Origin of the sequence: Accumulibacter sp., assembly GCF_023806635.1 — a bacterium.
Lineage (GTDB): Bacteria > Pseudomonadota > Gammaproteobacteria > Burkholderiales > Rhodocyclaceae > Accumulibacter.
This window is the reverse complement of sequence record NZ_JAMTDQ010000081.1, coordinates 1-11,867: the sequence shown is the minus strand read 5'-3', so window position 1 is coordinate 11,867 and position 11,867 is coordinate 1. Positions and strand designations below refer to the sequence as shown.

The 11,867-nt window shown below is 65.5% G+C and carries 6 protein-coding genes and 1 pseudogene; 4 read left to right on the top strand and 3 right to left on the bottom strand.

Annotation, left to right across the window (positions count from 1 at the left end; genetic code table 11):
* Nucleotides 1–45 precede the first annotated feature (45 nt).
* Both glgB and glgX read right to left on the bottom strand, forming a co-directional pair.
* A complete protein-coding gene (gene glgB, locus NFW30_RS13995; RefSeq protein WP_295372301.1) occupies nucleotides 46–2,217 on the bottom strand; it encodes a 1,4-alpha-glucan branching protein GlgB in 2,172 nt (723 codons plus the stop codon).
* Between the two features lie 79 nt (nucleotides 2,218–2,296).
* Nucleotides 2,297–6,226: a glycogen debranching protein GlgX gene (gene glgX / locus NFW30_RS20105; protein WP_363322112.1), complete on the bottom strand. Its 3,930-nt coding sequence runs from the start codon at nucleotides 6,224–6,226 to the stop codon at nucleotides 2,297–2,299.
* A gap of 661 nt (nucleotides 6,227–6,887) precedes the next feature.
* On the opposite strand from glgX, the pseudogene NFW30_RS13980 reads away from it, so the two are divergent.
* The 4 genes and pseudogenes from NFW30_RS13980 to NFW30_RS13965 all read left to right on the top strand — a co-directional run bounded on the left by NFW30_RS13980 (nucleotide 6,888) and on the right by NFW30_RS13965 (nucleotide 11,379).
* Nucleotides 6,888–8,015: pseudogene (locus NFW30_RS13980) on the top strand (ISAs1 family transposase).
* A 253-nt stretch (nucleotides 8,016–8,268) separates the two neighbouring features.
* Nucleotides 8,269–8,601, top strand: coding sequence for a hypothetical protein (locus NFW30_RS13975; RefSeq protein ID WP_295356091.1), 333 nt, complete (start codon nucleotides 8,269–8,271; stop codon nucleotides 8,599–8,601).
* A 615-nt stretch (nucleotides 8,602–9,216) separates the two neighbouring features.
* Complete coding sequence (locus NFW30_RS13970) at nucleotides 9,217–10,320, top strand: acetylhydrolase (RefSeq protein WP_295356090.1); 1,104 nt, start codon at nucleotides 9,217–9,219, stop codon at nucleotides 10,318–10,320.
* Nucleotides 10,321–10,677: 357 nt separating this feature from the next.
* Nucleotides 10,678–11,379 carry a pirin family protein gene (locus tag NFW30_RS13965; RefSeq protein WP_295356089.1) on the top strand — a complete coding sequence of 234 codons (702 nt, stop codon included), beginning with the start codon at nucleotides 10,678–10,680 and terminating at the stop codon, nucleotides 11,377–11,379.
* 190 nt (nucleotides 11,380–11,569) lie between these two features.
* On the opposite strand, the gene NFW30_RS13960 is transcribed toward NFW30_RS13965, so the two are convergent.
* The gene (locus NFW30_RS13960; RefSeq protein WP_295356087.1) at nucleotides 11,570–11,806 is read right to left on the bottom strand and encodes a hypothetical protein; all 237 of its coding nucleotides are present in this window, start codon (nucleotides 11,804–11,806) and stop codon (nucleotides 11,570–11,572) included.
* Nucleotides 11,807–11,867 lie beyond the last annotated feature (61 nt).

The window sequence follows — 11,867 nt, the reverse complement described above, 5'->3', positions numbered from 1 at the left end:
AGGCTGCCGATCCGCGATGGCGTTTGCGGCAGCCCCTGCACGGCGTTACGCACCCGGCGCGAGGACCACGCCGGCAAGCGGCGGCACGGTGATGGTCAATGAGTACGGACGGTTCATCCACGGCATCTCCTCGGCGACGAGCTGCCGATCGCTGTTGCCCATGTCGCCACCGCCGTAGAAATGCGAATCCGAGTTCAGGACCTCGCGATAGGTGCCCGCCTGCGGCACGCCAATCCGGTAGTCCGTCCGCGGGACCGGCGTGAAGTTGACGATCACGACGACGAACTCGTCGCCAGCCTTGCGGACGAAACTGAGGATCGACTGCTGCGAATCGTGGCAATCAATCCACTCGAAACCCTGCCACTCGAACTCGTTGCCGTACAGGGCGGGCGAGCCGCGATACAGGTGATTGAGATCCTTCACCAGGGTCTGCATGCCGGCATGAAAGCGATACTCGAGCACATACCAGTCGAGGACCCCGGCGCTGTTCCACTCCAGACCCTGGCCGAACTCGGTACCCATGAACAGCAGCTTTTTGCCCGGATGCGTGAACATGTAGGTATAGAGCAGCCGGAGATTGGCGAAACGCTGCCACTCGTCGCCGGGCATGCGGTTGAGCATCGATCCCTTGCCATGCACCACTTCGTCATGCGAGAAGGGCAGCATGAAGTTCTCCGAGAACGCATAGAGCATGCTGAAGGTGAGCAGGTCATGATGGTACTGGCGGAATATCGGTTCCTGTCCGATGTAGCGCAGGGTATCGTTCATCCAGCCCATGTTCCACTTGATGTCGAAACCCAGGCCGCCGATGTAGGTCGGGCGCGTCACCTGCGGCCACGACGTCGACTCCTCGGCGATCACCAGCGTGCCGGGCGCTTCGCTGTGCGTCGTGGCGTTGAGCTGGCGCAGGAACTCGATCGCCTCGATGTTCTCCCGGCCGCCGTACTGGTTCGGCACCCATTCGGTGCGCGAATAATCGAGGTAGAGCATCGAAGCCACGGCATCGACCCGCAAGCCGTCGATGTGGAACTCGTCGAGCCAGTACACGGCACTGGAAATCAGGAAGTTCCTGACCTCGTTGCGGCCGAAATTGAAGATCAGCGTCGACCAGTCGAGATGTTCTCCCTTGCGAGGATCCTCGTGCTCGTAGAGCGCCGTGCCGTCGAAACGCGCCAGCGCATGGGCATCCTTGGGAAAATGGGCGGGAACCCAGTCGAGAATGACACCGATGTCGTTCTGGTGGCAGAGATCGACGAAGTGGCGAAAGTCGTCGGGGGTCCCGAAGCGGCTCGTCGGCGCGAAATAGCCGGTGACCTGGTAGCCCCACGACTGATCGAAGGGATGCTCGGTGACCGGCAGGAGCTCGATGTGGGTGAAGCCCATGCGGCGCACGTACTCGACCAGTTGTCGCGCCAGCTCGCGGTAGTTGAGGAACTCCCCTTCGTACCCGCGCTGCCAGGAGCCGAGATGGACCTCGTAGGTGGACATCGGCGCATGCTGCCAGTCGGCGGTGGCGCGTCGCTCGATCCAGGTACTGTCCTGCCAGACATGGTTCGAGCGCGGCGTGACGATCGACGCATTGCCGGGCCGCATCTCGAAGCGCCGGCCATAGGGATCGGACTTGGTGAGTACCTCACCGCTGTTCCGGTTCCTGATCTCGAAGCGATAGAAGATGCCCGGGGCGATGTCGGGGATGAACAGTTCCCAGACCCCGCTCCCCGGACGCACGCGCATCGGGTGACGACGACCGTCCCAGTGATTGAAATCGCCCAGCACGCTCACCCGCTCGGCGTTGGGTGCCCAGACGGCGAACAGGATGCCGGCGACGCCATCGATCTCATGCTCGTTCGCCCCGAGGAAGCGATAGGCGTGGCAGTGCCTGCCCTCACCGAACAGGTGCAGGTCGAAATCCGTCACTTGCGGCAGGTAGCTGTAGGGATCGTGGGCGATATGGTCGTGGTGCCAGGTGTCGCGCCAGATCAGGCGGTAGTGTTCGGGAAGGTTCTTGCCGGAACCCCGCCACTCGAAGAAGTCGGAATCCGGAACCCGTACCAGAGGCAGATTGCCTTCGGCGATGGAGACTTCCATCGCGTGCGGGATATAGGCCCGCACGACGACGCCTTCGGGACACGGATGCCTTCCCAGCACCGAAAACGGATCGTGGTGGCGTGCTTCGGCGATGCGGATCATCTCGTCATTCATCTTGCTGTCTCTCATGATTCTGTCTTGCCTCGGTGAAGGTCAATCGGTTGTGACGTCCATCAGACGTCACCGGAAAGGATTCTCGCAACTGGCATCAGGCGGCATCCTGCAGCACCCACAGCAGCGACCATGGCGGCAGCCGCCCCTGCGTCAGCGCATGCTCGGCCTCACGTGGCTCCGCCCAGAGGACTGAACCGGCCGGCCGCTGCAGTCCCTCGATCTGAACGCCGCTGTAGTTTGCCAACAGGCTCAGGACCGAATCGTCGCCGAGCGTCCACCGGATCGACAGGCCACGCCCGGCGATCAGGTTGTGGCGAACGGCCTCTTCGTGCATGCCGGCCAGCCGCGGACAGATTTCCCGTCGGCGAACGGCCAGCAAGCGGCGGTGGAAATCGAGCCAGTCGGCATGCGGCGACTGGCTAATGCTGTTCCAGTCCAGCTTGCAGCGCTGGAAGGTCGCCGGATCGGTGGGATCCGGAATTCGCGCCCGCGTCCTCGCGGTGCGGAAACCCTGCAGATGGGCGAAGGACTTGCGCCGGTTGCGTGCAATGTCCGGGACCAGGTCCGGGTTGAAGTCGCAGAAATACAGGAACGGCTGTGCGGCGGCAAACTCTTCGCCCATGAACAGCGCCGGCGGCATCGGTGCCAGGAGCGCGGTCGCGACCAGCACCCCCAGCGGCCGTGCCGGGGTCAACTGGTGCAGACGTTCGCCGAGTGCCCGGTCGCCGATCCGCGCGTGGTCCTGCAGGAAGGTGACGAAAGCGGTCGGCAACAGACGATCCAAGCCAGCATCGGCGAATCCCCGGCTCAGGCAGACGCCCAACTGGTCGAGGGGCCGGGCGGTACCGACAGCGCCTGCCGATGCACCGGTCAACACGTCCTGCATCGCCTGCTGCGCCGCGTCGTTCCAGACCGCTGCATAGCGGCGCGGAGTGCTGTGATCAGGCCAGTGAAGGTAGCGGGCAGATCCCTGATCATGGCCGAGCAGCAGGTGACAGTGGCGGTGTTTGCCCGGTCCCTCGTGGACAGCGTCGGCGAGCGCCGCGAGCAGATCGGAATCGCCCGCGCCTTCCTGCAACAGGGCGGCATTCAGTCGCAGGCCGTCGAGATGGAACTCCTCGAGCCAGTACAGGGCATTGTGGATGAGGAATTCGCCGGCGACCGCCAGCGTCGGATCGATGCTCCTGCCGGCGAGACCGCCGCTACATGGGGCGAAGAACGCCGGCGCGTAAACGGACAGGTAATTGCCCTCCGGACCGAAATGCTGACAGGCGAGATCGAGCAACACCATCAATCCCTTGTGGTGGGCGGTCTGCACCAGATCCTTCAGCTCGTCCGGATGGCCATAGCTGGCGGCGGGGGCGAAGGGCAGCACGCCGTCGTAGCCCCAGCCATGCGCGCCGGCAAAAGCGCCGACCGGCAACAGCTGGATCGCGGTGACGCCCAGTTCCACCAGATGGTCCAGTCGTTCCCTGACTGCCGCGAAGCTGCCCTGCTCAGTGAAGGCGCCGACATGCAACTGGTAGATGATCGCCTCCTCCCAGGGCCGGCCCCGCCAGTTGCCGTCGGTCCAGGCGAACAGCCCCGGCTCGATCACCTGACTGGCACCATGCACGCCGGCCGGATTGCAGCGGGAAGCCGGATCGGGCACCTCGCAGGAACCATCGATGCGGTAGCGATAGAAATCGTCGACCGTCGCCTCGTCGCTGCTCAGTTCAAACCAGCCGGCTTCCCTCGATGCCATCTGCCGCGCGATGGCGCCAGCCCCCGGCTTCTGCAGCAACAGCTCGACCCGCTCGGCCGCCGGCGCCCACAGGCGAAAGCGCACCCGCCCACCTTCTAGCACCTGCGCGCCGAAGGGCATGAAGTACCGACGGCGCAGGATTGGCTCCGCCACTCGGCCCGCCCGGCGCGGCTGCGTCAGCAGCACCTGAGAGCGGCCCGCCAGGCGATACGACGGATCGCTGAGCTGCCGCAGCTCGCCGCACTCGGCGAGAGCGGTATCGAGCACGACTTCGCAGTTGCCCTTCCACGGCAGCGTGAAGTGAATCGCATCATGATGGCCGTTCAGCAGCAGCAGGAAGTCATCGTCCTTCACCCACTGGCCGCGCTCATCCTGCTCTTCCAGAGCCTCGCCGATCAGGTAGAGGCCAAAGCAACGGGCATGATGATGATGCCAGTCCTGGTCGCCGATCTCGCTCGCGTCGGGATGCAGCCAGATGATGTCGCGCACGCCCGCGCCACGGATGCGCTGCCCCTGGAAGAAGTGTCGCCGCCGCAGCGCCGGATGCTGCCGGCGCAGCTCGATCAGGCGACGGGCAAATCCCAGAAGCTCCCGGTTGTCGGGGCTCGCGGCGAGATCCCAGTCGAGCCAGCTCAGCTCATTGTCCTGACAATAGGCGTTGTTGTTGCCGCGCTGGGTACGCCCCATCTCGTCACCCGCGAGCAGCATCGGCACGCCCTGTGAGAGCAGCAGCGTCGCCAGCAGGTTGCGTCGCTGCCGCTGCCGCAACTGGAGCACGTCTGGGTCTGCCGTCTCGCCTTCGGCGCCGCAGTTCCAGCTGCGGTTGTGTGACTCGCCGTCGCGGTTCTCTTCGCCGTTGGCCGCGTTGTGCTTCTCGTTGTGGCTGACCAGATCGTGCAGCGTGAAGCCATCATGCGCCGTGATGAAGTTGATGCTGGCATAGGGCCGGCGGCCACTGTGCTGGTACAGATCGCTCGATCCGGTAAGACGGTAGGCGAGTTGCCCGATCAGTCCCCCCTCACCCCGCCAGTAATCGCGCACGACGTCGCGGTACTTGCCATTCCACTCGGTCCAGCCGACCGGAAAATTGCCGACCTGGTAGCCACCGTCGCCGAGGTCCCAGGGCTCGGCGATCAGCTTGACCTGCGACAGGACCGGGTCCTGGTGAATGATGTCCATGAAGGCGCCGAGCTGATCCACCTCATGCAGTTCCCTGGCCAGGGCGGCAGCCAGATCGAAGCGAAAGCCATCGACATGCATTTCGCTGACCCAGTACCGCAGGCTGTCCATGATCAGCTGCAATACCCGTGGATGCATCATGTTCAGGGTATTGCCGCAACCCGTGTAATCCATGTAGTAGCGGGAAGCGCCCGGCACCAGGCGATAGTAGGCGGCGTTGTCGATGCCGCGAAAGGACAGCGTCGGCCCCAGATGGTTGCCCTCGGCGGTGTGGTTGTAGACCACGTCCATGATGACTTCGATGCCGGCGGCGTGCAGGGTCCTGACAAGATGCTTGAACTCGTCGACATGCCCGCTGGCGGAGTAGCGCGGGTCGGGAGCGAAGTAGCCGATCGAGTTGTAGCCCCAGTAGTTCTTCAGCCCGCGTTGCAGCAGGTGGCGGTCGTCGACAAAGGTCTGGATCGGCAGGAACTCCACCGCTGTGATTCCCAGACGCCTGAAGTGCTCGATGACCGGCGGGGTGCCCAGACCGGCATAGGTGCCGCGCAGTCCGGGCGGCACCAGCGGGTGCAGGCGGGTAAAGCCCTTGACGTGCAGCTCGTAGATGACGCTCTGATGCCAGGGGACGTTCGGGCGGCGGTCATCTTGCCAGTCGAAGGCGGAATCGATCACCCGGCACTTGAACATCCGGGGCCCGCTGTCGCGGCGGCTGAAGCTCAAGTCCTCGCGCGGGCTGCCGATGCGGTAACCGAACTGGGCATCGCTCCAGTCGATGGCGCCGACGATCGCCTTGGCGTAGGGGTCGAGCAGCAGCTTGTGCGGATTGAAGCGATGCCCCTCCTCTGGCCGATAGGGACCATGGACGCGGTAGCCGTACAGTTGCCCCGGGCGCAATCCGGGCAGATAAGCGTGCCAGATTTGATCGGTTTTCTCGGGCAGCTCGATGCGCTGTCGCTCGATTCGTCCGCCCTCGTCGAACAGGCAAAGCTCGACCTTGTCGGCGTGCTCCGCGAAGAGGGCGAAATTGACCCCTTCGCCGTCCCAGGTGGCGCCCAGGGGATATGGTCTGCCAGGCCAGACGGCCACCAGCGCCTCAGCCATGGCGGCAGCAGGCGTCGGCCGGCGAAGCCGGAAGGCGGCGGTGGTGACGGTCCGGCGAATCCCCGGCGATCCACGCGAGCATGCGGCCAAGGCCTGCCTGCGGCCGCAAGACCGTCGCCGCACGCGGTCGCGAGCGCCGGCCACGGTGGCCCGCGCCCTCCTGCCCGGACACACCGCGTTGGCAGTCCACCCGGCTCATCAGTACCGCCCTCGCGAGCACGCCACCTCCAGCCCGGAGCCGCCGACGCCGGGGCATGCCAACAGACCCCGCACAACGCTGCGAGCAACTCCGGCGCGAGCTCGCGGCCCCATCGATACTCTTTCCATCACCATCCGCGGCAGTGTCCACGGCGTCGGCACGCGCTGCGGTTCACCCGAGGACCATGGTGACGTGTCCTGCGGGCCGAGCGGGACGAACGGCCCGCTGCCGACACCGGTCAATGCGCAATCGCCACCTCGCAGACAAAGCCCCTTGTACCAGTATGCAGGATTGTACCAGCGTGGGCCCCCTTTGCCCACCGCGGCAGCCGTCCCGCCAGGGCGATCGCATGAATGCCATTGTCGTGAACCCTCGAAAATAATCGTTTACGCGCAAGGACTTACGAAGGGGCTGTTCACAGCTCTCTGATTTGTGTAGTTTTCTGTCTTTTTGGAGTTTTCCATGGAGGCAGGAGGCAGGGTCCGGTTGATGGACGTGTGGGTTGGTGTGCGGGATCCACGGCAGGCGAAGAAGGTCGAGCACGACCTGGTGGAGATGCTGGTGGTGGCGGTGTGCGCGGTGCTCTCGGGTTCGGATGGCTTCGTCGAAATCGAGGTCTGGGCGAAGGAGAAGCTCGACTGGCTGCGCCAGTATCTGAAACTGGAGCACGGCATTCCCTGCCATGACACGTTCGGGCGGGTGTTCGCGGCGATCGATCCCGAGGAGTTCGGTGCGGCTTTCCTGCGCTGGGTGGGCCAGGTCGTGCCGACGTTGCGCCGCGAGGAAGTCGTCGCGATCGATGGCAAGACGAGTCGTCGTTCGGGGAAAGCGGGCGCCACGCCATTGCATCTGGTGAGCGCTTTCGCCGCCCAAGCCGGCGTGGTTCTGGGACAGCGTGCGACGGCTGCGAAATCGAACGAGAAGACCGCCATACCGGAACTGCTGACCACCCTGGCACTGGAAGGCTGCATCGTCACGATTGACGCGATGGGGACGCAGCCCAACATCGCACGGGCCATTCGTGATCGCGGAGCCGACTATGTGCTGGCGGTCAAGGACAATCAGCCCACCCTGGCCGAGTCCATCGAAGATTTCGTCAGCGCCTTTGACGCCGCGCCGGAGCGGACCCCGCACCGGTTTCACGAAGTCGTCGAGAAAGACCATGGCCGTCTGGAGGTGCGGCGCTGCCACGTCTTCGACCAGCTCGACTGCCTGCATGCGCCGGAACGCTGGCCAGACCAGAGATCCTTCGCGATGATCACCAGCGAGCGGACGATCGGTGGCAAGACATCCGTCGAACGTCGCTATTATCTCAGCAGCCTCGCTCCGGACGCTGAACGAATGAACCGCGTCGTTCGCCAGCACTGGCGTGTCGAGAACAGTCTGCACTGGTGAATGGATGTCGTCTTCCGCGATGATCAGGCGCGCACGCGTACCGATCATGCTGCCCACAACCTTACGGTCCTGCGCCAGCTCGTCCTCAACCTCCTACGCACCGCCCCGGTCAAACGCAAGGGCGGCCTCCAGGTGCAGCGCCTCATCGCCGCAACCTCCGACAGCTTCCGGGCTCAGCTCCTGGGTCTCGTGTAAGATTCATGCGATTGCCCTGGCCGTCCCGCACCGTCCGGCAGCAGCCGTCGATGAGCACGCAGGACTTCAGTCCTGCCGGCCGACCTGGCCAGCGACACCGCTCTGTCGCTGCCGCGCCGGCCGGGATTCGCGAGACGCGAGCACAGCAGCCGCAGTCCCTGCCCCGGTCCGTGACTTTGTGCACCTGGCCACTGGCCGAAGCGTGTGAAGATCAGACCCGCAGTGAGACGATGAACCAACATGGGAGGGAGCGATGAACGTGCGAGTCCTCGTCGTGGTTGTCCTCGGGTTGCAGATTTCCCCGCTGGCCAGCGCCGGACCGATGTTCAAGTGCGAGGCCAACGGCCGGGTCGAGTTCAGCGACCGACGTTGTCAGACCATGCCGCCGGTCTGCGCCGAACGGGCCGGCAGGATTGCGCAACACGCGCCCTGCGCCGCACCTGCCGAGGCAGCGAGCAGGGTCCCGCTCCATCCCGCGACCGTTCAGGCCCGTACGGGCGACACGATGGCCCTGCCCGGGCGACTGGCTTTCAATGACGGCGCGCACGCCACGAAGAGCAGTCTGCGCGGAACCGATACCCGGTAAGCAACGCCGGCATCCACGCCGCGGGCGGTCGGGCAAACCGCGAGCAGGAGACGCCGGCGCCCGCTCGGGCCGATCCTGGTTGCGAGCCGCCGACATGCCGGCATCGGCGCAGATGAGGCGACACAGGGTCAGGCGGTGCGCCCCGCATCGATGATCGGAGGCGCCGTGCGGCGGCCGGCGGTCCAAGGCGCCTGCACGGCCAGCCGTCAGCCGGCGCTGAGCGGAATGGTTCCGTGGGTCGAGACGGAAGGTCCACCCGTTTCGCCTTTGCTACGACCAGTTCCCATGTGACGCACGCGCGGATCGAATCGCCTGTCGACTCGTGTCCGGTGCGGCCGAGGTGGGTGCCGTTCCATCGCGACCAGTCGCGCTGCGTCAGCGTCGCCGGAGCGGAGCGAGTACCGGGTGGACCGGCACGCGCGCAGCGTCGAAAATGGCGCCTGCCCGGGTGGCGACGTCGACGGCAGCCCTCGGTCCGCGGCATGGAACCTGCGTCGCCTGATCGGCTGGCGACCGGAAGCACGGATCTGTGCCGTCGGCTGGCGCAAGAGGCCGGAAACTTCGCGCGCCCCATGCGGTCTTGCCGGGTTTGGTTGAAACCCGCTGGGGACATACATGCATTTCCCGCAGATCATTCCCGACGTGCTCACCTCGCCGCAGCGTCGCTTCGGTTCAGCCGGCCGTCGCTGCCGTGCGCATGCCGCAGCCGTGGTCGCCGCGCTGGCGCTGCTCTTCGCGCCTTGGCCGTCGGTGGCCGAGGCGCCGCGATCGGCGGAGCCGTCGGCGGGAATCCCGGTCGCCAGCCCACAGGCTGCCGGGGTGGCTCCCGGCGCAGCGGCCGAGCTGCGCACCGTCGATTTCGACTGGTTCGACGAAGCGCGCCAGCGCCCCGTCCCCGTGCGCCTTTATCTGCCGCCCACGGTCGATCAGGACCGGGCGCTGCCGCTGGTCGTCTTTTCGCACGGGATGGGCGGTTCGCGGCGCGGATACAGCTACCTGGGCGCCTACTGGGCGAGCCAGGGCTACGCCAGTCTGCACCTGCAGCACGTCGGCAGCGACCGCGCGCTGTGGGTCGGCAACGTCTTTGGCCTCGTCTCGCGCCTGCACGCCGCAGCGAGCGAGGAGGAAGCCGTCGCGCGCGTCGGCGACCTGCGTTTCGCGCTCGACCGCCTGCTCGCCGACCCGGAACTCGGGACACGGGTCGACGCGACGCGGATCGTCGGCGCCGGGCACTCGTACGGGGCGAACACGATCCTGCTCGCCATCGGCGCACGCGTCGAGCGCGACGGGCGAGTCGTCGACCTCGCCGATCCACGCCTCGCGGGGGCGATCCTGATCTCGGCGCCGCCTTTCTACGGCGAGAGCGATCTGCAGAGGATCGTCGCCGGCGTCCGCGTGCCGACCTTGCACGTCACGGCCACCGAAGACGACATCCGGATTCCCGGCTACTATTCGGGAGTCGAGGATCGCATCAGCGTCTTCGAGGCGATGCCCGGTGCCCGCAAGGTGCTCGCGGTGTTCGCCGGCGGGTCGCACAGCATGTTCACCGATCGCGCCGCAACCGGCGGCCTCGCGCTCAACGCGCAGGTCAAGGCGGCGACGCGCGAACTCTCGCTCGCTTTCCTGCGCAGCGTCTTCGGTGACGACGGCGCCGCGCTGCGCGACTGGCCGCAACGGTACGACGGAATCGTCGCCCGTTTCGTCGCCAGTGGTTCGTGAACGCTGAAGGTTGCTGCTTTGGTGGTCACTGGCTTGGGGCTGACTGGAGTTGGCGATCCTTCCGCTGGCCGTGATCGTGCCTTCGGGCCCTGGCACCGCTGCTGGGTGGCCTGCACATGCTGGCGACCAAGGCGATGATCGCGGCCGTTATCGCGGCACTCATGGTGTACGTCATCATGCCGCGCGACACCAGACTGGTGTCGCGATGGCTGCATGGATGAACCCATGCCAATATAGGAACTCTGACCGACGGAGCCACGCTGACCGGGCCTCGGCACGGTGCTTCGTGTGCTCTTGTTCCCTGGCCCGTCGGGCTTTCAGAACAGATGCCCAATTCCCAAATCAAGGAGATTCATCATGATGACGCTGCGCAAGGCTGGCGATCGCGGCCACGCCAACCACGGCTGGCTGGATAGCTGGCACAGTTTTTCTTTCGCCGACTACCACGACCCGCGCCACATGGGCGTGGGCAATCTGCGGGTCATCAACGAGGACCGCATTGCTCCGGGCACCGGCTTTGACACGCATGGCCACCGAGACATGGAGATCATCAGCTACGTACTCGATGGGGCGCTGCTCCACAGGGACAGCATGGGCAACGAGGCGCGTATCGTGCCCGGCGAGGTGCAGCGGATGAGCGCAGGCACCGGCGTGCGCCATAGCGAGCACAATCATGCGCACAATCAGACCACGCATTTTCTGCAGATATGGATCCTGCCCGATGAACCGGGCGGGGCACCGGGCTATGAGCAGAAGTTCTTCGATTCCTCGCTCAAACGCGGCAAGCTGGCGCTGGTGGCCTCGCGCGACGGGGCGGAGGGTTCGGTCAGCATTCGCGCGGACGCCAGGCTGTATGCAGGCCTTTTCGATGGGCACGAGTCAGTGAACAAGAGCATCGACCCGGAACGCCCGTGTCATGTGCATTTGGTGCGTGGCGCCTTGACGGTAAATGGGCAGCCGCTCGAGCCAGGCGACGCGTTGACCCTGACCGGCGAGCGCGAAGTGCGCCTGAGCGAGGGGCGCCACGCCGAGGTGCTGGTCTTCGACCTGGCTGCGTAGGCCTTGCCATCCCGTTCTCGTGGTTGGCGCCACGGGCAATGGTGCGAAGCGGGCAACGATCCTGGCGGGCGCGTTCGTGCGCCCGACGAATGCGTGTGGCAACTCGCGCCCATGCTGTGCGCACAACGGATGGATCGTGGCTTCGCACGATCCATCCTGACCCGTCGGGCCGCAAGCGAGTAGCGCCAGATCAGCCATTGCGCTGCCAGAATGGCCGCACGAGGTGGCCGCGGCGGATGGCAAGGACCAGCATCAAGATGCCCGCGGCGATGCAGACCAGCACGGCAACGATGGAAGCTTCGAGGCCGAAGGTGCCGCCCGTGAGGATGGCGGGCCCTTCCACGGTGGACTTCAACAGGCCGGGATGGTTGACGGCGCCGGAGACGACACCGGAAAACACGCCCGATTGGACGAAATTCCAGGCCATGTGCAGGCCTGTTACGTCCCGCCCTATTCAAGCCTCTCCGTCCCGAGCTATTCCGGGGTGA